This window comes from Microthrixaceae bacterium, from assembly GCA_016702505.1.
Lineage (GTDB): Bacteria > Actinomycetota > Acidimicrobiia > Acidimicrobiales > Iamiaceae > Aquihabitans.
Window position 1 is genome coordinate 135080 of the sequence record JADJDU010000001.1, and the last position, 21017, is coordinate 156096.

16 protein-coding genes, 1 tRNA gene and 1 pseudogene are annotated in these 21017 nt (G+C 66.6%); 13 read left to right on the top strand and 5 right to left on the bottom strand.

All coding sequences use genetic code 11. The annotated features are described in order from the left end of the window. Positions 1 to 95: 95 nt before the first annotated feature. Entirely contained in the window at positions 96 to 446 is a 351-nt protein-coding gene (locus tag IPG97_00625) for a hypothetical protein (GenBank protein ID MBK6855097.1), read from the bottom strand. A 300-nt stretch (positions 447 to 746) separates the two neighbouring features. Beyond that, positions 747 to 4772, bottom strand: a complete 4026-nt coding sequence (hrpA, locus tag IPG97_00630) for an ATP-dependent RNA helicase HrpA (GenBank protein ID MBK6855098.1) — start codon at positions 4770 to 4772, stop codon at positions 747 to 749. Positions 4773 to 5088: 316 nt separating this feature from the next. On the opposite strand from hrpA, the gene IPG97_00635 reads away from it, so the two are divergent. Both IPG97_00635 and IPG97_00640 read left to right on the top strand, forming a co-directional pair. After that, entirely contained in the window at positions 5089 to 5415 is a 327-nt protein-coding gene (locus tag IPG97_00635) for a hypothetical protein (GenBank protein MBK6855099.1), read from the top strand. Between the two features lie 326 nt (positions 5416 to 5741). Continuing rightward, positions 5742 to 6137, top strand: coding sequence for an NUDIX domain-containing protein (locus IPG97_00640; GenBank protein MBK6855100.1), 396 nt, complete (start codon positions 5742 to 5744; stop codon positions 6135 to 6137). A gap of 283 nt (positions 6138 to 6420) precedes the next feature. Here IPG97_00640 and IPG97_00645 read toward each other — a convergent pair. Then, a tRNA-Arg gene (locus tag IPG97_00645) sits at positions 6421 to 6495 on the bottom strand. A gap of 169 nt (positions 6496 to 6664) precedes the next feature. Here IPG97_00645 and IPG97_00650 point away from each other — a divergent pair. The 3 genes and pseudogenes from IPG97_00650 to IPG97_00660 all read left to right on the top strand — a co-directional run bounded on the left by IPG97_00650 (position 6665) and on the right by IPG97_00660 (position 10552). Then, positions 6665 to 8269 carry an arginine--tRNA ligase gene (locus tag IPG97_00650; protein ID MBK6855101.1) on the top strand — a complete coding sequence of 535 codons (1605 nt, stop codon included), beginning with the start codon at positions 6665 to 6667 and terminating at the stop codon, positions 8267 to 8269. Between the two features lie 286 nt (positions 8270 to 8555). Next, positions 8556 to 9843 (top strand): annotated as a pseudogene (gene lysA / locus IPG97_00655) (diaminopimelate decarboxylase). 268 nt (positions 9844 to 10111) lie between these two features. After that, the gene (locus IPG97_00660) at positions 10112 to 10552 is read left to right on the top strand and encodes a hypothetical protein (GenBank protein MBK6855102.1); all 441 of its coding nucleotides are present in this window, start codon (positions 10112 to 10114) and stop codon (positions 10550 to 10552) included. A 175-nt stretch (positions 10553 to 10727) separates the two neighbouring features. On the opposite strand, the gene IPG97_00665 is transcribed toward IPG97_00660, so the two are convergent. Beyond that, a complete protein-coding gene (locus IPG97_00665; protein MBK6855103.1) occupies positions 10728 to 11597 on the bottom strand; it encodes a thioesterase family protein in 870 nt (289 codons plus the stop codon). Between the two features lie 128 nt (positions 11598 to 11725). On the opposite strand from IPG97_00665, the gene IPG97_00670 reads away from it, so the two are divergent. From IPG97_00670 to IPG97_00680, 3 genes are read left to right on the top strand one after another with little or no spacing between them, the layout of a single operon-like run. After that, positions 11726 to 12052, top strand: coding sequence for a hypothetical protein (locus tag IPG97_00670; GenBank protein ID MBK6855104.1), 327 nt, complete (start codon positions 11726 to 11728; stop codon positions 12050 to 12052). Between the two features lie 46 nt (positions 12053 to 12098). Continuing rightward, on the top strand, positions 12099 to 13418 hold the full coding sequence (locus IPG97_00675) for a homoserine dehydrogenase (GenBank protein MBK6855105.1): 1320 nt from the start codon (positions 12099 to 12101) through the stop codon (positions 13416 to 13418). A 16-nt stretch (positions 13419 to 13434) separates the two neighbouring features. Continuing rightward, positions 13435 to 14829 (top strand): threonine synthase, encoded by a 1395-nt coding sequence (locus tag IPG97_00680; protein MBK6855106.1) that lies wholly within the window; start codon positions 13435 to 13437, stop codon positions 14827 to 14829. A 148-nt stretch (positions 14830 to 14977) separates the two neighbouring features. Here IPG97_00680 and thrH read toward each other — a convergent pair whose 3' ends face one another. Beyond that, the gene (gene thrH, locus IPG97_00685) at positions 14978 to 15613 is read right to left on the bottom strand and encodes a bifunctional phosphoserine phosphatase/homoserine phosphotransferase ThrH (GenBank protein MBK6855107.1); all 636 of its coding nucleotides are present in this window, start codon (positions 15611 to 15613) and stop codon (positions 14978 to 14980) included. A gap of 26 nt (positions 15614 to 15639) precedes the next feature. Between thrH and rho the strand changes: the two genes are divergently transcribed. The 5 genes from rho (at position 15640) to prmC (ending at position 20945) form a co-directional block, all read left to right on the top strand. Beyond that, the gene (rho, locus tag IPG97_00690) at positions 15640 to 17502 is read left to right on the top strand and encodes a transcription termination factor Rho (GenBank protein ID MBK6855108.1); all 1863 of its coding nucleotides are present in this window, start codon (positions 15640 to 15642) and stop codon (positions 17500 to 17502) included. A gap of 100 nt (positions 17503 to 17602) precedes the next feature. Further along, positions 17603 to 17809: a 50S ribosomal protein L31 gene (gene rpmE / locus IPG97_00695; GenBank protein ID MBK6855109.1), complete on the top strand. Its 207-nt coding sequence runs from the start codon at positions 17603 to 17605 to the stop codon at positions 17807 to 17809. A 42-nt stretch (positions 17810 to 17851) separates the two neighbouring features. After that, positions 17852 to 18931 carry a hypothetical protein gene (locus IPG97_00700; GenBank protein ID MBK6855110.1) on the top strand — a complete coding sequence of 360 codons (1080 nt, stop codon included), beginning with the start codon at positions 17852 to 17854 and terminating at the stop codon, positions 18929 to 18931. After that, positions 18931 to 19995, top strand: coding sequence for a peptide chain release factor 1 (gene prfA / locus IPG97_00705; GenBank protein MBK6855111.1), 1065 nt, complete (start codon positions 18931 to 18933; stop codon positions 19993 to 19995). Before IPG97_00700 ends, prfA begins: the two co-directional genes overlap by 1 nt. Further along, complete coding sequence (gene prmC / locus IPG97_00710; GenBank protein MBK6855112.1) at positions 19992 to 20945, top strand: peptide chain release factor N(5)-glutamine methyltransferase; 954 nt, start codon at positions 19992 to 19994, stop codon at positions 20943 to 20945. The genes prfA and prmC overlap by 4 nt, the downstream gene beginning before the upstream one ends. The last annotated feature ends 72 nt before the right edge of the window (positions 20946 to 21017 follow it).

The window sequence follows — 21017 nt, forward strand, 5'->3', positions numbered from 1 at the left end:
TGGCGTATCGGCCGAGGTCACTCCTCAGCCGGGATCCGCTGATAGGTCAGTCGTCGCGGTCAGCCGATTGTGTGTTCCTTGTGGTGCCGGTGGGCTCATCCAGCGGGGTGGCGGACGTTCCAGAGCCACTCGACCAAGGCCTGTTTGCCCTGGCTCTGCGTAGGCCCGGTGATCATGTTGTCGAGGCCGCCGCCCAGGGCCATGAGCTTGTAGGTGGTGTCGGCAGTAGTGATTCGGATGTCGCCCGTCTCTGCCTTCAGGAACTCACCGAGGCCGCCGCCGAATCCGTCCACCGACGACCTGACCACGTCGGTCGGGCTGATCGACACCGGCGGGCCCGAGGCCTCGGCCCGTCGGTTCGTCGGCACCATGACCAGGCGGCTCGGCGTGACCCCGATGGCGAAGCTGACGGACGAGAAGGCCTTGCGATGCGTCGCATGTACCACCCGTCAGTTCCTCGCCGGGAATCAGGTGGGGCCTCACCGCATCGGTGTAGAGCCGTGACATCTCTTCCAATTGCTTCTCAGTCCCATTCCTGAGTTTCTAACCCGGAATCTCTTGGGCCGCTACGTACTGTGGTTCCTGGGTTCGAAAGGCCGCGTACACCCTCTTTTTATCTTTGCCTTGGAACTGCGCTGACCAGCTCGTTGGTTTCGCCCGGGCATTCGAAGCAGCGGTCGGAACCTGAAGTCCGCGTCGGGATCGCCAGCCCGGCCGGTCTGACGGACCGGGGCGAGAACCGTTTGTCAGTCGAGGTGACCGGCGAAGAGGGTGTCTAGCTCGCGGGTGATCCGTTTGGCGCTGACGGGGCCGCGGGTTCCTACCGTCTGGGCGAACAGGCTCACCCTCAGCTCCTCGATCATCCAGGTCACCTCCTTCACCCGGGGGGTGACCTGGCTGGGCCGCAAGGCGGCCAGCAGTTTGGCGTGGTCCGCCTCCACGGCGGCGACCTCGGCGAGGTGGCGTCGGTCCCGGGCGGGTGCTTCGGCTATTCGCCCGATCCGGTGGCCTAGGGCCTGGAGGTAGCGGTCGACATCGGCAAGGCGTGAGATACCGGCCTCGGTCACGAAACCGGGATGGACGAGACGTCGTCGGTGGGCCCGGGCATCGGCCACCAGGTCCGCGAGGGTGGGGCTGGTCAGCCGCTCGAGTTGTCGGTCGAGCTCCGCGGCGGTGACCACCAGGCGACCGGTGTCGGCCAGGGCCGTGGTGGCCATCTGGCGCAGGTGGTCACGCGCCCGTCGTACGAGGGTTTCAAAGGCTGGCTCATCGCGCACGTCTTCACCGTGGTCAGCGATCACCCGGTCGGCGGCGGCATTGATGCAGTCCCGGAGGAGCAGGCCGAGGCTCAGGTCATCGTCGGCGGCCAGGGCCAGCCGGACTCGGTTGGGTACACCTCCCTCCAGGCCTCGGATTCCCACCGGCACCGAGAGCAGCAACAGGCGACGCAGGCCGACGGCCATGATCTTGCTGGCGATCTCGGGGGTGGAGAACACCTTGATGTCGACCGACTCACCTCGATCCAACAGGGCGGGGTACCCGGTGATCCGATGACCATCGACCTCGGAGTGGACGGCAACCGGTAGGTCTCCGAAATCCCAACCGGTCACCCCCTTTCGTTCGACACCCACGGCGCTGGGAGCCCCGTCGACCGCGTTTGGCGACGCGGCGGTCATGGGTTGTCCGTCGGAGGGGGATGGTCGGGGTCCGTTCGTTCTCTCACCGGTGATGGTGGGGTCGGAGCCGGCTTCCGGGCTAGGTGCGTGGTGGGCCTGGTGCTTGGCCGCGGATCGGGCAAGGGCTTCGGCCATCGCGGCCCGGGCGCGGCTGCCGAGAAGGCGCTTCAGGTCGTCCAGGTCCTTGCCGATCGCCACCAACTCGGCAGCTGGCCCGGTCCCCTCGGTGGCGGCGAAGGTGATCCGTAGGTGGTCGTCCACCCGCCGGTGGTTGAAGGCGTCGGCCCCGACTCGGATTCCGGTTTGCTCGGACAGAACGTCGGCCAGCACCTCCACCAGGGCACGGTCCTGGTGTTTGACGGCAGCAACCGCCCGTTCGATTGTGGGGGTGAGGGGGCTGAGTTGGCGGCGCAGATCCTTGGGTGCGGTGCGGATCAGGGCATTCACCAGGTCGGCCCGCAACCCCGGCACCTGCCAGTCGAAGTCCCACGGTTCCACCTGGTTCAGCACCGCCAGGGGGATTCGTACCGTAACGCCGTCCAGATCGTGGCCGGGTTCGAACCGGTACGACAGCGACAGACTCAGGCCTCCCTGGACCCAGGTGTCGGGGAAGTCGGCCGGGTCCAATCCGTCGGGCACTGCTTCGGGCTCCAGCAGGTCGCTGACGGTCAGGTCGAGCAGAGTGGGCTGGTCCCGGCGAGCCTGCTTCCACCAGCGGTCGAAGTGGCGGCCGGAAACGACATCGGGTCCGACCCGGTCGTCGTAGAACTCGAACAGGGTGTGATCGTCCACGAACGTGTTGGCCCGGCGGAAGCGGTCGCCCATGGCTTGGGCCTCCTCCATCACCTCGTCGTTGTGGACCAAGAACGGATGAGGTGAGTCCCACTCCCGACGGACGAGGGCGTGCTCGATGAACAGGTCCCGGGCCTCGTCTCGGTCGACCCGGTCGTAACCGACCCGTCTCCCCGTGACGATCGGCAACCCGTAGAGGGTGACCTGTTCGGTGGTGACCGCTCGCCCGGAGCGTTCGTCCCAGCGGGGGTCACCGTAGGAGCGCTTCACCAGATGAGCGCCCAGATCCTCGGCCCACTCCGGCTCGATGGCGGCCACCTGACGGGCCCACAACCGGTTGGTCTCCACCAACTCGGCGGCCATCACCCAACCGGGGGGCTTGCGGGCCAGGCCCGACCCGGGCGCGATCTGGAACCGTGACCCCCGGGCCCCGTGGTACTCGCGGGATTGGCGCTGACCGGACTGTCCGCGGCCTCGGTTGAGCTGGCGGCCTTGGGCCTTGTCGTCGGGCCTTTCCAACATGCCGACGTGGGACAACAGCCCGGCCAGGATCGCCTTGTGGACCCGATCGGGATGAGCGTGGCCACCACCGTTCCCGGTCTCGGATGGCTTGATGTCGAGGGTGGCGGCGGCTCGGGCCAACTGGCGGTGCAGGTCGATCCACTCGCGCACCCGCAGGTAGTTGAGGAACCCGTCTCTACACTCTCGCCGGAACCGGCTGGAGGAAAGGGTGTCCCGGCGCTCGCTCAGGTGGTCCCAGAGCCGGACCAGACTCAGCAGGTCAGACCCGGGGACCTTGAACCGACCGTGGGCTTCGGCCGCGGCCTGTTCCTGATCGGTCGGGCGCTCGCGTGGGTCCTGGATGGACAGGGCCGCGGCGATGATCAACACCTCACGGACACAGCCTTGACGCTGGGCCTCCACCACCATCCGGGCCAGGCGAGGATCGATGGGCAGTCGTACGAGCTGACGGCCCACCTTGGTGAGTCGCCTCCTATCGCCGTCGCGGTCCGCCACGACGGCGTCGAGCTCCTCCAGCAACGCAACCCCGTCTCGGATGGCGCGGGGATCGGGGGGATCGAGGAACGGGAACCGGGCCACGTCACCCAGACCCAGGTTCGTCATCTGCAAGATGACCGAGGCCAGGTTGGTTCGCTGGATCTCGGGGTCGGTGAAGGCGGGACGGGCGAGGAGGTCGTCCTCGCTGTAGAGACGGATGCAGATCCCCGGTGCCACCCGGCCGCACCGACCCGCCCGCTGGTTGGCTGACGCCTGACTCACCGCTTCGATGGGTAGACGCTGGACCTTGAGCCGGTGGCTGTAACGCGAGATGCGCGCCGTTCCGGCGTCGACCACGTATCGCACGCCAGGAACGGTGATCGACGTCTCGGCCACGTTCGTGGCCAAGACGACCCGTCGACCGCGGTGGGCCTCGAACACTCGGTGCTGTTCGGCCGCGGACAGGCGGGCGTACATGGGCAGGATCTCGGTGCCCGCCAGTGGACGACCGGTCAGGGTCTCCTTGGTCAGGGCGTCGGCGGTGTCACGGATCTCTCGTTCGCCGCTCAGGAAAACCAAGACGTCGCCGGGGCCTTCCCGGGTCAGTTCCATTACTGCATCACAGACCGCGGTGACCTGGTCCCGGTCGTCGTCGATGACGTCGTCGCCCTCATCGGCGGGGTGCAGACCCCCGTAGGGGCGGTAGCGGATCTCGACGGGGTAGCTGCGACCTGACACCTCGACCACTGGTGCCGGTCTGTCGTCGGTGCAGAAGTGGTCGGCGAAGCGGGCGGTATCGATGGTGGCCGAGGTGATGATCACCTTCAGGTCGGGGCGACGGGGGAGCAGCCGCTTGAGGTGACCGAGCAACACGTCGATGTTGAGGCTCCGCTCGTGAGCCTCGTCCACGATGATCGTGTCGTAGCGGCGTAGGTCCCGATCTCGTTGCAGCTCGGCCAGCAATATTCCGTCTGTCATCACCTTGATGGCCGTGTCCTCGCCCACCCGGTCGGTGAATCGCACCGCGTAGCCGACAGTTCCGCCTAGGTCGGTGCTGAGCTCCTCGGCCACCCGTTCGGCCACCGTGCGCGCCGCCACCCGCCGCGGCTGGGTGTGGCCGATCCAACCGTTGGTCCCTCGTCCCAGTTCCAGGCACAACTTGGGGAGCTGAGTGCTCTTGCCCGACCCGGTCTCGCCGGCGACGATCACCACCTGGTTGGCGGCGATCACCTCGAGCAGTTCCTCGCGCCGGGCCGTGATGGGCAGGTCGGCCGGGTAGGTGATGGCCGGCGGCACCGAGGGCATTTCCCGAACTCTAGAGCCGGACTTGGCACGGATCCGCGGTGGTTCTGAGACTCACGCCCACGCCCAGGACGGTCAGACCGTGGTCGCCAGCCTTCAACGCCTGTGTGGACCCCACAACCGGGCCCGCGCCCAAGCCTGACGACCAGGTCTGGGATGCCTGGTCTGGGTTGTCAGTGCTCCTGGGTACGGTGGCGGTGGCGTGAGATTGACCCTTGCAGGGAGACCTGACAGACGATCCGAACCTTCCGTCGGGAGCGGGCCACAGGGGGCTTGCGTTGTGGGCGGTTGGTTGACCCTTCGGAGTGAGGTCACCACAATGTCGTTGACAGAACGAAGCCGTCACACGCTTTATGAGACCTTCGCGGTGCTCATCGACGATGAGAAAGCAGTCGAGGAGATGCTCTCCTACTTCCCGGCAAGAGACGTCGAAGAACCGGTCACCAAAGACTTCCTCCGCTCCGAACTCGGGGTTCTTCGTTCTGAGCTTCACGCCGAGTTTCAGTCTGAGATCGGTTCCGTCCGTGGAGAACTCTCCGACCTTCGTGTCGAGATGTTGCAGTCGGCGCGTGCCACCCAGACCTGGATCATCACCACCGGCCTGTCGCTGGCCGGGCTCGTCTTGGCCCTCGCCCGCTTCGGCTGACGCTCAGCCAGGGCCAGCGGGGTCGCAGCGGACCCGGATCCCTGCGCCCGCCTGTCGGCGGCGGGCCGCGCTCAACCCTCGGGTCCGACCCGGCCGTCGTAGAACTCAACCAGGGTCTGGTCGGCTACGAGCGTGTCGGCCCGCCGGAAGCAGCCACCCACCGAATCGGCCGCTTCGAGAACCTTGTCGCTGTGCACGAGAAGGTGGTGAGGACTGCCTGGAGCCGGACGTGGCAGAGTTCCGCTGTGGTTCTGCGGCGGTCCGGTGACGGATTCATCACCTGTGCGGACGGTAGGACTCGCTGGGGTCGCTTCGGAGCGGCCGGTGTGGTCTTCGTCTTTCGGGCCCCCGACGGTGACGAGGTGCTACTCCAACTTCGTTCGGCAATGGCCCACGAGGGGGGAACCTGGTCGTGTCCGGGCGGGGCGATCGATCGGGGTGAGTCCCCGTTCGAGGCGGCCATGCGAGAGTCGACGGAGGAAGTGGGCGAGCCGCCTGCGGGTTGGCGGCATCTGGGAGACCACGTCTTCACCCCGGCCCACGACTGGACCTACACCACAGCGGTGGTGGAGGTGACCGACCGCTTCGGTTCCTCGCTCAACTTCGAGACCACCGACGTGGCATGGGTGCTCGTCACCGCCGTGGAGGATCTGGCGCTGCACGGAGGCTTTGCCACCAGCTGGCCCGACGTCCGCCGCATCATCGCCCCCGCCGCGGACTGACGTCGAGCGTCCCCCGCAAGCTCCCGAACGGGTGCACCGGGCGCTGGTCGCAGGACATGCGGGCCGAACTCTTCGGTGCTTAGGAGGTGCGCCGACAGGCGGACCGACCCATAAACACGGGATGGCTAAACCGAGGCGAAGCCTCGGTCTGATCACCCTTGCAGCGACGACGACCGGACCTATCCGCTCGGGTCCTTATTGAGATGGTCGAGCGAGTTCGCTCTTCACGCTGACCGTTAGGCGTCATGGCCGCCTGTCTGTGGGCGGTCAGCCGCAAATTTTCTGGCGCCCTCGGCAGGATTCGAACCTGCGCACACGGCTCCGGAGGCCGATGCTCTATCCCCTGAGCTACGAGGGCGGGGGTCGTCACCCTAGTGGGTGACCGGGGAGCGCCCCCAACGGCCGTGAGATGCGCCTGGGCTTCTGGCCGAGGAACCGATATCAGCGTAGCCAGGGGGTGCCCGTAGGATCGGACGACCGCCGCGGCACCTGCCCGGACCTCGGCGCAGCACCCGAAAGGTTCCTCCGTGATCCGCGACGCCCTCGCTTCCGCCGTGCACGATGCCCTGGTGGCGTTGGCCGTTGACCCGCTGCCTGAGCGGATCGATCTGGAGCGGCCGGCTCGCAAGGAACACGGTGACTGGTCGTCCAACGTGGCCTTGGCAACCGCCAAGAAGGCCGGGCGCAACCCGCGTGAGCTGGCCACAGCTCTGATCGATCACCTGAGCGCGAACCTTCCGGCTCACGTCGAGCGGGTCGAGATCGCCGGACCCGGGTTCGTCAACTTCCACCTGGCCCCGACCTGGCTCCACGACGTGCTGGCCGAGGTCGTCACCGCGGGCGTGGACGACTACGCCCGCTCCGAGGATGGGGCGGGGCGCTCGGTCATCGTCGAGTTCGTGTCGGCCAACCCGACCGGACCGGTGCACGCCGGTCATGCTCGGGGTGCCGCCTACGGCGATTCGGTGGCCCGACTGTTGGAGCGGTGCGGATGGGCCGTTACCCGCGAGTTCTACATCAACGACCGCGGTGTCCAGATGCAGAACTTCGGCGCCTCGCTGGCTGCCCGCAAGAACGGTGAGGAACCGCCCGAGGACGGCTACCAGGGCCAGTACGTCACCGACTGGGCCGCCGAGATGCCCGATGGTGTCGATCCTGTGGCGTGGGGCGAGGACCGGGCCCTCGCCGACCAGCGCGACGCTCTAGCGGCCTTCGGCGTGCACTTCGACGTGTGGTACCGGGAGCTGTCCCTGGTCGACTCGGGTGCCATCGAGGAAACCCTCGGCGAGCTTCGGGACAAGGGTTACGTGTTCGACGAGGACGGAGCGGTCTGGTTGCGGTCCACCGACTTCGGTGACGACAAGGACAGGGTCCTGGTCAAGAGCGACGGCGAGCTGACTTACCTGGCGCCTGACATCGCCTACCACCGAGACAAGTTCTCGCGTGCCGAACGTCTCATCAACGTATGGGGGGCCGACCACCACGGTTATGTGGCCCGCATGAAGGCGGCCATGGCGGCACTCGGCCACGACTCGGGTGAGCTCGAGGTGGCCATCGTCCAGCTCGTCGAACTGCTCAAGGACGGGGAACCGGTCCGCATCTCCAAGCGGTCCGGAAACCTGATCGAGCTGCGCGACATCGTGAACGAGGTCGGCGCCGACGCGGCACGGTTGACCTACCTGCTCCAGTCGATCGACTCCCGTCAGACGGTCGACCTGGCCGTGGTGGCCAGCCAGGGCATGGACAACCCCGTGTACTACGTGCAGATGGCCCACGCCCGGATTCACGGGATCGCCCGTCGGGCCGCCGAGGCCGGTATCGAGCGGGCACCCCTGGGTGAAGCCAACCTGGCGCTGCTCACCCACGAACGAGAGCTGGATGTGTTGCGCTCGTTGTCCGAGCTACCCGAGACCGTGCTGTCGGCCTGCGCCGACCGGGCCCCACATCGGGTCACCACCTGGGTGCGAGAGCTCGCCGGTGCGTTCCACGGCTTCTATCACGACTGCTACGTGGTCGGAGATGGGGTCAGCCCGGAGCTGACCCAGGCCCGGCTGTGGCTGGTGGAATCTGCTCGGGTCGGCTTGTCTGTCGGCCTCGACCTATTGGGCGTAAGCGCCCCCGAGTCCCTGTGACCCCCCAAACCACCACCCAACCCGTTCTCGGGCAGGTTTCGGTTGGAGGGCAGCCGGTTCTTGCCCCAGTTCGGTGCTTGCCAGTTTTGGGGCAGGTTTCGGTTGGAGGGCAGCCGGTTCTTGCCCCAGTTCGGTGCTTGCCAGTTTTGGGGCAGGTTTCGGTTGGAGGGCAGCCGGTTCTTGCCCCAGTTCGGTGCTTGCCAGTTTTGGGGCAGGTTTCGGTTGGAGGGCAGCCGGTTCTTGCCCCAGTTCTGATTCGGCGGCGGATTGCTGAGGGGTGGAGGGTGTGACTGATCGGTCTGAACATGTCCTGCCTTTCGGGCTGTTGCCCGACTCGGCCCAGGTCGGCCCCGGTGGTCAGCTCCTCATCGGGGGGTGTGACCCTCGCCGACCTGGCCGAAGAGTTCGGCACGCCGTTGTTCGTCTACGACGAGGACCAGCTCCGGAACCGGTGTCGTGAGGCGGTTTCCGCCTTCGGTGACGGCGTGGCCTACGCCACCAAAGCGTTCCTGTGTCGGGCCATGGCCCGACTCGCCCACGAGGAGGGGATGCACCTCGACGTGGCTTCGGGTGGTGAGCTGCACGTCGCTCTCTCTGCCGGGGTGCCGGCGGAGCGCATTGTGTTGCACGGCAACAACAAGAGCGATCAGGAACTGGCCCGGGCCCGAGCCGAGGGTGTTGGCCGAATCGTGGTCGACAGCTTCGACGAGATCGATCGGCTGGAACGCCTGCACGCCGCCGATGGGGTGGTGCCCAAGGTGTTGCTGCGGATCACCCCTGGGGTCGAGGCCCACACCCACGAGTTCGTGATGACCGGACAGGACGACTCCAAGTTCGGTTTCGGTCTCAAGGTGGGTGACGCCGAACGGGCAGTCGCCCGAGCCCAGTCCAGCCCGGCGGTGGACCTGGTCGGCCTACACGCCCACATCGGGTCGCAGGTCTTCGTGGCCGGGTTCTTCGAACAGGCGGTGGAGGCGTTGGCCCCGTTCGTCAACGAGTGCGCCCTTCCTGAGCTCTCGATCGGGGGCGGAATCGGCGTGGCCTACGTCGAAGGCGAGGAAGCGCCGTCGATCACCGAATGGGGCGAGGTGGTAAGTCGGGCCTGTGCCCAGGCCGGGATCTCCGCCCGGGTGTCGGCCGAGCCCGGTCGTTCAATCGCGGCTGCAGCCGCGGTGACCGTGTACCGGGTGGGCACCGTCAAGGAGGTGCCGGGCATCCGAACCTTCGTTGTCTGTGACGGTGGGTTTATCGACAACCCTCGTCCCGCCCTGTACGGCAGCGGTTACGAGACGTTCCTGCCCCGGGCTGTGACCGCGCCCCGGACCGAATCGGTGCGTCTGGTGGGAAAGCATTGCGAATCGGGTGACATCCTGGTCTCCGAGGCTCGGGTGCCCGAGGGGCTGGTGGTGGGAGACCTGATCGCCACTCCGGTCACCGGTGCATACGGGCGATCCATGGGTTCCAACTACAACCTCCTGCCCCGTCCGGCAGTGGTGTTCGTGTCCGATGGTGAGGCCCGTCTGGTCATCCGGCGCGAGACCGAGGATGACCTCCTCGCCACCGACATCGGTTGACTTCGAGTCGGGCCGATCCGACCGCGATCAGATCCGGCCGTCACGCCCCAGAGATGCCACCTAGTGCTGTAACTGACAACGTTTGCGCTGTTGTGAGCTTGCGAGCCACTGGGCAAACGCCGTCGAGCCGCCGCAACGAAGTGAGGACCGGGCTTGACGGAACCGGAATCGTCCGCCGAAGGCGGCCCAGGAGAACTGGACAGCGTTCAGTGCAGGCGACTCCCAACGCCTGCAAAGGCTGCCGGTCACGGCATTAGGGTCCGTCGCCATGAGGATGCGCCTGCCCGAAGGAAGTAGCTGGTTCAGTTCCTTCGTCGACAGATCCCAGATCGACGCAGGCCTCTCCGAGCATGACATCGTCGAGGGAGTCTCCGTCGATGTGCTCCAGTCCGCTCTTGAGGCCATGCAGCGGGGCGAGGTGGAGTTCGTGATTGTCGAGGACGGCGACGAGTTCGTCCAAGCCGCCGGTGATGGTGATGGGCCGTACCAGCTCGAGCACTATGCAGTGGACGGGACGGTTACGGCTGCGGCAAACGCGGGGTATCCCGCGGTGGCGTCGGTGTTCACCAGTTACCTCGCCGGAGACGGGTCGTGGCAGAAGATCCTCGGCCCGCCCGGCGGAGCTGAAGCGCCAGAAAGGAGCGAGACGTCTCCTCAGGGCCCGGTCGAGGAAGGCCGGGGCCTACTCGGACGATTATTCCGCCGATAGCACCGTCAAGGGTTTGGTGCCGGTCGGAGGGTCAGCGTCCTCTGTCCAACGAATGCACATCAAATTGCCGTATCGGCGAATCGGCTTGTCTGCTGAGCGGTCTCAGCTGCCGAAAGCGAAGAACGTGATCTGGGTGACCATGGCGTCGGAGAGGGCTTCGACGTAGTGCAGGGTCTCAGCGGCCGAAAGCGAAGAACATGATCTGGGTGGCGTAGGCGATGGGATCGATCAGATCCTGGTCCCACAAAGTCATCTCGACCGACGCGTACCCGTCGCCGGCCCAACGCGCACGGGTGTGCCCGAGGAGCCAACCAGGCTCAGCTTCGCCGAACAGGTGGATCGTGTAGTCGGCGCTCGGTCCAAACCAGGTGTCACCACTCGGTCCCACCTTCTGGAAGACCGCGGAGGGCATCATGTCGCACAACACGATGGGGGCAACTCGGTCGAGCGCGCCACCAAGCGAGGTGGGTGGCTCGTCGATTCGGAACCAAGACGCCGACTCCGCCCGTCCGTCCTCGAACGCTTCCCATGGAGCCCTTCCAAGAGCGGATCGCCCATCGACGATGCGCTCCCAGAACGGAACCGGTGGTCGAGTGAACTCGAACTCGACTCCAGCGGGAAGGGGATCGCGGAACGAGCGAAGGGACTCAGGGTCAGGAACATCGGGCGGCACGGCATCGACGAAGGAGAAGCCCTTTCGCTCGGCACCGAAAACCGCCACCGCGGTAAGTCCAGCCTCAGCGCCGGAGTTGCGGACCGTGGCGGTGCACTGAGACATCGACCGCCCTCGACGGAGGATCTCAACCGATATCTCAACCGGGCCGACCGCGACCTGTCCGGCGAACACGCTGGTCATGGTGCGAAGGAGCTGGTCGGGCCGGTTCAGCTCCAACTCCATGGCCCGGGCCGCGATGGCTGCCACGATCCCCCCTTGGGGCACAACGACGAGTTGCCAGTCCGAGGAGATTCGGGTCGTGAACGTGCCGGGTTGCTCTCCGCGGGTCACGTCGAGGTCCAGCCATGGTGCGGCCATGTCGGAGTTCATCGCCACAGATTGCCCGGTGCTCCGTTGTGGCCCGGCATGGGTTATTGGTGCGCCTCCGGTGTGTCGCGTGGATGCCGTCGCCTGCAACGACGGTGGTGGTGTGCGATCCCGCCTCTAGCCTTGTTGTGATGGAGGACGAGCTGGCCTTCGGGGAGATCTACGACGCCGAGACCCTGGCCGCGCTCGACTCCTACCAGCCGCCCGATCATGGACCAGACCCTCTGTCGTCACGGATGGTCCGTTGGAGCCGGACGTCGGCAGTAGGGGCCATGGCCGCAGGGTTTGCCTTCGGTCTGCGAGAGGTCCTGGAGCCACCGCGGGACGAAGCGATCGTCATCGAGGTGGACGCCGACGGGCAGCCGCACGACCTGCCGATCCGCTTGATACTGGACCCCGACGACCCATCTGGGAGTCTGTGCATCATCCGGCGTGACCCGCCACCGCCCATCACCTGACTGCATTGGTTCGGGCCTACTCGAACCGACCGGTAGCCTCGCCGCCGTGGCTGAACAGGACGCAAGGCCGGGACCGGTGGTCAGAGTCGGGTTGTTGGGGTGTGGCAACGTGGGCGCGGCCCTCGTGCAGCTACTCGAAGACCGGGGAAGTGAGATCACCGCCAGGACCGGCGTTCGGCTGGACCTGGCCCGCGTCGCGGTCCGCAGCCTCACCCGCAAACGCGCTGTCCACCTCGACGACGGAGTGCTGACGGTGGACGCCGGCGAGGTCGTCAGCGACCCGAACGTAGATCTGGTGGTCGAGGTCATGGGCGGCATCGAGCCGGCCCGGGAGTTGATCCTCGCCGCGCTGGCCGCGGGCAAACCGGTGGTGACCGCCAACAAGGAACTCTTGGCCAACCACGGTGCCGAGCTGTTCGCCGCGGCCAACGCTGCCGGTGTCGACTTGTTGTTCGAGGCGGCGGTGGCCGGTGGCATCCCCATCATGAGGCCGCTGCGCGAGTCATTGGTGGGAGAGGAGGTTCGCCGGGTGATGGGCATCGTCAACGGCACCACCAACTTCATCCTCACCCAGATGTCAGAGCACGGCACCTCCTATGCCGAAGCCCTCACCGAGGCCCAACAACTGGGCTACGCGGAACGGGACCCAACCGCCGATGTGGAGGGCTACGACGCTGGCGCCAAGGCGGCCATCCTGGCTTCGCTGGCCTTCGGGGCCAAGGTGGTGGCCGGTGACGTGTACCACGAGGGCATCGCTGGCATCACCACCACCGACATCGACTTCGCCCGTCGCCTCGGCTATGTGATCAAGCTCCTGGCCATCGCAGAGCTGGTGGACGAGGTTGACGGCACCGAAGCGGTGGCGGTGCGCGTGCATCCCACCATGGTCCCCACCACTCACCCCTTGGCCGGTGTGCGTGATTCCTTCAACGCCGTGTTCGTGGAGGGGGCAGCGGTAGGGGACCTCATGTTCTACGGCCGCGGCGCCGGGGGTGATCCCACCGGGTCTGCGGTTCTGGGAGACCTGATCGATGCTGCCAACAACTTGGTCAAGGGAACCCACGCCAGCCTCATCAGCCTGGTCCGCCGCCCCATCCGGCCGATCGATGATCTACTCACCAGCTACTACCTGAACCTCGACGTGCACGATCGGCCCGGCGTGCTTCGGGCCATCGCCGAGGTGTTCGAGCGTCACGGTGTGTCCATCCGTTCCATGGAGCAGGAAGGCACCGGTGACACCGCCCGTCTCATCCTCATCACCCATGAAGCTCGTGAGGCCGACGTTCAGGCCACCCTCGAAGACATTCGTGGTCTCGACGTGATCCTCAACGTCACCTCCGTGCTGCGCGTCATCAGCGCCGACTAGATCCCAGCAGGTGCAGATGAAGTACGTGTCCACCCGAGGTCAGGCGCCGTCGCTGGAGTTCGGAGATGTCCTGCTGGCCGGTTTGGCCGTCGATGGTGGGCTCTACCTGCCCGACCAGTGGCCCGCTCAGTCCGAATCCTCCGCGTCGACGTTGGTGACGTACCAGGACGTGGCCACCGCGGTGATGGCGCCGTACGTGGCCCCCACCCTCGCCGAGGCTGAGTTGGCGGCGATGGTCTCCGATGCCTACGCCACCTTCACCCACCCCGACGTCTGTCCGGTTACCCCCCTGGGTGATGACGGCCTCCACCTCCTCGAGCTGTTCTGGGGACCCACCATCGCGTTCAAGGATGTGGCCCTTCAGCTTCTGGGCCACATCTTCGACCACGAGCTGACGGGGCGGGGCCAACGGGCCACCATCGTGGTGGCCACCTCAGGAGACACGGGCTCGGCCGCAATCGAGGCGTGCCGGGGCAAGGACCACCTCGACATCGTCGTGCTCCACCCGGCCGGACGGGTGAGCGACGTCCAACGTCGCCAGATGACCACCGTCGATGCCCCGAACGTGCACAACGTGGCCGTGGCGGGAACGTTCGACGACTGCCAAGACCTGGTCAAGGCGTTGTTCGCCGACGAGGGGTTCCGAACCGAGGTGGGGCTGTCGGCCATGAACTCGATCAACTGGGCTCGCGTCATGGCCCAGGTCGTCTACTACGTCACCGCGGCCCGCAGCCTGGGCGCCTCGGCTACCTCACCGATTGCCTTCGCCGTTCCCACCGGCAACTTCGGGAACGTGTTCGCGGGCTGGGTGGCCCGCCAGACCGGTACGCCGATCAGCCAGCTGGTGGTGGGATCGAACAGCAATGACATCCTCACCCGTTGGCTGGCCAGCGGGGTCATGGAGCAACACGGGGTCCACCCCACGATCAGCCCGAGCATGGACATCCAGGTTTCCTCGAACGTCGAACGGCTCCTGTTCGAGCTCTACGACCGCGATGCGACGGTGTTGGCCGAGCGCATGGCCGAGTTCCGGGCTGATGGTCGGGTCGACACCGGAGATACCCGGCTGGCCCCGGTCACCGAGGTGTTCGATGGGGCGGCCTTCTCTGATGAGCAGACCAGGGCCGAGATCCGCCGTACCTACGACGACACCGGCGTGATCCTCGACCCCCACACCGCGGTTGGGGTGGCGGCAGCCCGTCAGGCCCGCCGGGACACCGGCATCCCGATGGTCTGTCTGGCCACCGCCCATCCGGCCAAGTTCCCCGATGCGGTCGAGCAGGCCATCGGCATCCGCCCCGAGCTTCCGGCTCACCTGGCCGATCTCTTCGACCGCCCCGAGCGGTTCGAGGCCCTGCCCAACGACCTCGCCGCCCTTCAAGCCCACGTTCGCCGAGTGATCAGCCACTGACGCGACCCTGAGAGCGGGCCGATAGGTTCGATGTTTCGCTTGGCTCTCGATGTCAAGGCATTGGTGGTCTGGGGTGGAGGGGCCGAGACGGGATATGGGAGCGACCCGGTCGCAGTTGGGGCCCGGTTCCGGCCCGGTGGGTAGCGGGTCAGGTGAGGTGGACGTCGATCGCAGCTAGGAGGTCATCGAACTCTTCGTGGGCGGGGAGTTGGGGGAACTCGGCCTTCACGTTGTCGGGGGCGTGGAACAAGAAGCCGGCATCGGCGTCGAGCAGCATGGTGGTGTCGTTGTAGGAGTCGCCCGCAGCCACCACCCGGTAGTTGAGGCTCTGGAAGGCCTGCACCGCACGGCGCTTGGGGTCGTCGATTCGAATCCGGTAGTCGGTGATCCGGTCGTCATCCACCACCAAGCGGTGGCACAAGATGGTGGGCATTCCCAGTTGGCGCATCAACGGGGCCGCGAACTGCTCGAAGGTGTCGGACAGGATGACGACCTGGGTGCGTTGGCGCAGCTCGGCCACGAACTCGGCTGCGCCCGGCAGTGGCTCCAGGCCGGCGATCACATCCTGGATCAGAGACAGCGTCAACCCGTGCTCGGCCAGCAGGGCGAGCCGGTAGCGCATCAAGACGTCGTAGTCGGGTTCCTCGCGGGTGGTTCTCCGCAGGGCGTCGATCCCGGTCCGTTCGGCCACGGCGATCCAGATCTCGGGGACCAGGACCCCCTCCATGTCCAGCGTGACGATCGTCTGGGTGCGGGTGTCGGTGGTGTCAGCCGATGCGGTCATGCCGGTCAGTGTCGCAGGTGACTACCATGCCCGACGGGTCCGAGACACTGCGTCCGGAGCCGCTCCGATCCTCGGGCCGGGATCACCCAGGTGGGTTCCGTTCCGAGGTGGGAGTTCAGACCCCTGCGGTGACGCCCGTCGCGCTCGCCGCTCCGAAGAACCGCAACCACTCCGAGAGGGTGTTCTCCATGTCCGATGGTCAGGCTTTCGATCCGTCAGTGCTCGAGCGCAAGGAGCGTTCCGAACTGGTCACGATCGTCGAGACGCTGGGCGGAAAAGTGGCGGCCCGTGCCACCAAGCCCACGATCGTCAAGCAGATCTTGTCCCTCGTAGGGCACGACGAGGATGAAGCCACACCGGCCCCCGAACTGGCCCCCGAGCCAGCCCCGCACGAGAGCGATGCCGGTTCAGCGCCGGCCTTCGACTTCGACGACATCTCAACTCAAGACGACGGTGACACCGCCCATGCCGGTGTCACTGGGGGAGCCGAAGGTGACGACGACGCCGAGGCGGAGGCCGCAGGCGGCGAAGGGCAGAGCCGAGGCCAACGATCAGGCGGCGGTCGTTCCGACCGCAACGGTGATGGCGCCGGTGCTGAAGAGCCTGGAGTCCCCGAAGGGGCTACCGGAGGAGACCAACAGGGTCAGGGGTCCCAGGGCAGCGGTGGAGACGAAGTGGAGACCGGCAACCGTCGCCGTCGCCGCCGTGGTCGTGACCGTGACCGCCGCAACGACCAGGATGACCTCCCGCCCGCCGAACCGGTGGACGTGGAAGGTTTCGTGGACCTGCGGGAAGAGGGCTACGGGTTCCTCCGGGTCAACGGGTACCTGCCTTCACGCGACGACGCCTACGTGTCGGTCAAGCAGGTTCGCCAGTTCGGTCTGCGGCGAGGAGACGTGGTCAAGGGCAAGAGCCGCATGGCCAACCGCAACGAGAAGAACCCCGCCCTCATGCAGATCGACGAGGTCAACGGCACCCCGGCGCGGCCCGACCAGCCCGAGCGACCCGACTTCGACGACCTCACCCCGTTGTTCCCCGATGAGCGTCTGACGCTGGAGCAGACCGACTTCCCCGAGAACATGACCGCCCGCATCGTCGACCTTGTCGCTCCCATCGGCAAGGGTCAGCGTGGGCTCATCGTTTCTCCGCCCAAGGCGGGCAAGACCACCGTCGTGAAGGACATCGTCCGGGCCATCGAGCGCAACCACCCCGAGGTCCACGTCATCGTGCTCCTCGTGGACGAACGCCCCGAGGAGGTCACGGACATGAAGCGATGGCTGCTCAACGGCGAGGTGGCGGCGTCCACCTTCGACCGACCTTCAGAAGAGCACATCACCCTTGCCGAACTGGTCATCGATCGAGCAAAGCGCCTCGTGGAGATGGGCCGTGACGTGGTGGTGGTCCTGGACGGCATCACCCGGTTGGCGCGGGCCTACAACGTGGCCGCTCCGGCTACCGGCCGCGTCATGGCCGGAGGCATCGACGCTGGCGCCCTGTACCCGCCCAAGAAGTTCTTCGGCGCCGCCCGCAACGTGGAAGAGGGCGGATCGCTCACAATTCTGGCCACAGCTCTGGTGGAGACGAACACTCGCATGGACGAGGTGATCTTCGAGGAGTTCAAGGGCACCGGCAACATGGAACTGCGCCTGGACCGACGCCTAGCCGAACGCCGGATCTACCCGGCCATCGACGTCGACGGATCCTCCACCCGTCACGAGGAGCTCCTCTACGACCGCAAGCACCTGAACAACGCCTGGAAGCTGCGTCGAGTGCTGGGCGGCTTGAAGGACGAGACGGGATCGAACGCCGCCGGTCTGGAGATGCTGGTCGAGCGGCTCAAGACCATTCGGACCAACGAAGCGCTGCTGACCGAGATCGGCAAGGCCTGACCTGACTGGCTCCGTTCGCCGCCTCGGCGCCCAGACCGCTTTGGGGTGTGGATCGCTACATTTGGTCGGCGACGGTTCAACCGCCACACTGGAGACATCTATGAAGGCTGACATCCACCCCGACTACGTGGTGACCAACGTCCGTTGTTCCTGCGGCAACACGTTCACCACCCACTCCACTCAGGCGGAGATCTCCGTCGAGCTCTGCAACGAGTGCCACCCCTTCTACACCGGCAAGCAGAAGCTGGTGGACACGGGTGGTCGTATCGACCGCTTCGAGCGCCGCTACGGCCGACGCAACAAGTAGTCCCAACGATCTCGCTCACGTGCGCCGGCCCAGCCGGCGCACGTGGCGCGCCCGGGACCTGACGCCACCGCCATGAACACCGCCGAAGCCGATCGCCGTGCTGCCCTGCTAGCCACCAAGCTGCGCGCCCTGGTGGCCCGACGGTGGGGGGTTCCAGACGATGTGGGCGCGGGATCGTCGCCGGCGGGAGCCTCGCTCAACGACCGGAACGGAGGGCAGACCTGGGTCCTGGTCGATGACGACCCGGCCCGACGCCTCGGAATGGCGATGGCCCTGGCCGTTCGAGGCGGTTCCGATGACCGGCCCAACCACCTTCACGTGATCGTCGACTCCGAGGAAGCCGAAGCGGCGGGAATCCTGGCCCGACGTGCAGGGCAGATGAGCTGCCCCATCGAGATCTGGAGGGCTGACGGGGCCGACCTGATAGCGGTGACGGCGGCGGACCCTGCTGTCGACCCCGCTCCGCCTCCCGAAGCCGAGCTGTACCGCCCGGTGTTGGCCGCCGCGGGGCTAGACCCGGTGGTGGAGGGCGGCGAGTTGATGGGTGAACTACTGGGACTCGAGGTGGCCCGAGTGGTGGTCGGTGATGACGGTTCGGCCCATGTCGAAGCCGGAGTAGGCAGGTTCGACCGCGAAGCTGGGGCCATGATGTTCGCCCATCTCGGCGAGACCGATGCGGTGGCCCGTGCCGTCGATGTGGTTCGTCGGTCCCGCCATGGCGGGGCGGACCGACACCCGCTCAACCAACTCGTGCCCGAGCGTTGGCTTCGTTCGGTGGTGGTCGGCCGCCCAGACCTGGTCGGGGCGGCCCAGCTTCGCCCAGTGGGCTCTGCTTGTCCCCGTCGCAATCTCCGTGAGATCGGGGTGGCCACCGCGGTTGGGACCGATAGGCAAGGCGATCCGATGGTCGTGGTGTGCTCTACCGGCATCGACCTGGAACTGGTCCCAGCTGCGGCTGACGATCGCCTCACCCATGCGCCCGGAGCTCGGTTGGTGCTGGCGGTGCCGGCCGATGATGCGCTCGGGATCACCAACGACCTTGCCGGTTTGCTCCGGTTGCCGGCCGAGGTGGTCATGGTCCCCGACGACTGGCGATCGCTGTCGGGCGAGGGTGGCATCTGATGCAGGATCGTCTCGATGCTCTCGAAGCCGAGCTGGCTGACGTGGAGGTCCGGTTGGCTGATCCGGACGTCTTCTCCGATCAGGCTCGCTACCGGGAGCTGGCCCGCCGGCACAAGGAGCTGGAGGCCATCGTGTCCCGTTCGGTGGTACTGCGTGGCCGCGCCGACGATGCCGCCACCGCCCGGGAGATGATGGCCGAGCTGAGCGGCGACGACCGCGAGGCTATGCGCCAGGAAGCCACGGAGGCCGACGCCGACGTGGAGCGCCTCACCACCGAGATCCAACTGCTCCTCCTGCCCAAAGACCCCAACGAAGGTCGAAACGTGATCGTGGAGATCCGCGGGGCCGAAGGCGGTGAGGAGGCGAACTTGTTCGCCCGCGACCTGTTCGGCATGTACCAGGGCTACGCCCAGCGTCAGGGCTGGAAGCTCGAGGTCCTCAACGCAGACCACTCCGAACTGGGCGGCTACGACGAGGTCACGTTCCTGGTGGCCGGTGAAGGGGCGTGGACCCGCCTCAAGCACGAAGGCGGTCCTCATCGGGTGCAGCGGGTTCCCGCCACCGAATCCCAGGGCCGTATCCATACGTCCTCGGCCACGGTGACCGTGTTGCCCGAAGCCGAGGAGGTCGATGTGGACATCGACCCCAACGATCTCCAGGTCGAGTATTTCCGGTCTTCGGGCCCGGGTGGGCAGTCGGTCAACACCACCGACTCCGCCGTACGTCTCACCCACAAGCCCACCGGCGTGACCGTGTCCATGCAGGACCAGAAGTCACAGATCCAGAACAAGGCCAAGGCCATGCAGGTCCTGCGGTCCCGGCTGTTGAAGCTGGAGCAGGACCGCCAGGCCAGCGAGCTGTCGGAGGCCCGTCGCGACCAGGTCGGCGGGGGAGGGCGGTCCGAGAAGGTTCGGACCTACAACTTCAAGGAGAACCGGGTTTCGGACCATCGGATAGGACTCACCATCTACAAGTTGGACAAGGTGCTCGGCGGCGAGCTCGACGAGGTGAGTGACGCCCTGGTCCACGACGAGCAGACTCGCCGCCTCACCGAATCGGCATGAGGGACCAGGCCCCCGCCGACGAGGGTGAGCCCAACCTCGTCGATGGTTCCGTCACCGATGCCGTCGATGGAACGATCTCGTGGCGAGCGCTGCTGGCCGAGACCATCCAGCGGATCGGGGGGAACGGTTCAGTGACCTCGCCGCCTTCTGAGGCTCGGTGGCTGATCGAAGAAGCGAGTGGGATGGAGGGTGCCGAGTTGGAGCTTGGCCTTGATTCTCCGGCGACGACTCGGGGCGTGGCCCGCCTCGACGAGATGGTGGAGCGACGCGTCGGGGGCGAACCGATCCAGTACGTCCTCGGTCACTGGCCGTTCCGGACCCTCGACCTCATGTGTGATCGCCGGGTTCTCATCCCTCGACCTGAGACCGAACAGGTGGTGGGTTGGGCCCTCGACGAGTTGGACCGTGTGATCATGGCCCGTCCAGACGGCCATGAGGTGACCGTGGTTGACCTGGGAACGGGCTCGGGGGCGATCGGGCTGTCGGTTGCGGCCGAGCGGCCGGGAACCGACGTGTGGTTGATCGACCGTTCGCCCGACGCACTGGCTGTGGCCCGCGCCAACCTGTCGGGCCTGGGCATGTCCGGTGGTCGGGTCCGGGTGGTGGAGGGGTCGTGGTTCGATCCGTTGCCTGTCGACTTGGAGGGACTGGTGGACGTGGTGATCACGAACCCTCCCTACATCGCGGCGTCCGAGGATCTGGATCGGTCGGTGGCCGACTGGGAGCCGGCCTCGGCCCTGGTGTCGGGGCCCGGAGGTCTCGAGTGCCATGAGCAGATCCTCACCGGGGTGTCGCGGTGGCTGGCCGCCGATGGTGCGGTGGTCATCGAGATAGGTGCAACCCAGGCCGATGCGGTTCGAGCCTTGGCCCGAGAAGCGGGGTTCACCGAGGTGACCGTCCAGGTCGACCACGCCGGGCTGTCTCGTTGTGTCGTGGCCCGAGGCCGTTAGCCACCCGATCTGGATCGTGCCGAGTTCGGACGACAACTGTCGGGCTGTTGTCGGCTCGACTTCTTCGCTCGC

What these genes read in the sequence shown, in the direction of transcription:
- IPG97_00665 (MBK6855103.1), bottom strand. Translation starts at nt 11,597, where the DNA reads ATGAACTCCGACATGGCCGCACCATGGCTGGACCTCGACGTGACCCGC.
- IPG97_00670 (MBK6855104.1), top strand. Translation starts at nt 11,726, where the DNA reads ATGGAGGACGAGCTGGCCTTCGGGGAGATCTACGACGCCGAGACCCTG.
- prmC (MBK6855112.1), top strand. Translation starts at nt 19,992, where the DNA reads ATGAGGGACCAGGCCCCCGCCGACGAGGGTGAGCCCAACCTCGTCGAT.
- thrH (MBK6855107.1), bottom strand. Translation starts at nt 15,613, where the DNA reads ATGACCGCATCGGCTGACACCACCGACACCCGCACCCAGACGATCGTC.
- IPG97_00660 (MBK6855102.1), top strand. Translation starts at nt 10,112, where the DNA reads ATGAGGATGCGCCTGCCCGAAGGAAGTAGCTGGTTCAGTTCCTTCGTC.
- rho (MBK6855108.1), top strand. Translation starts at nt 15,640, where the DNA reads ATGCCCGACGGGTCCGAGACACTGCGTCCGGAGCCGCTCCGATCCTCG.
- prfA (MBK6855111.1), top strand. Translation starts at nt 18,931, where the DNA reads ATGCAGGATCGTCTCGATGCTCTCGAAGCCGAGCTGGCTGACGTGGAG.
- hrpA (MBK6855098.1), bottom strand. Translation starts at nt 4,772, where the DNA reads ATGCCCTCGGTGCCGCCGGCCATCACCTACCCGGCCGACCTGCCCATC.
- rpmE (MBK6855109.1), top strand. Translation starts at nt 17,603, where the DNA reads ATGAAGGCTGACATCCACCCCGACTACGTGGTGACCAACGTCCGTTGT.
- IPG97_00680 (MBK6855106.1), top strand. Translation starts at nt 13,435, where the DNA reads ATGAAGTACGTGTCCACCCGAGGTCAGGCGCCGTCGCTGGAGTTCGGA.
- IPG97_00635 (MBK6855099.1), top strand. Translation starts at nt 5,089, where the DNA reads ATGTCGTTGACAGAACGAAGCCGTCACACGCTTTATGAGACCTTCGCG.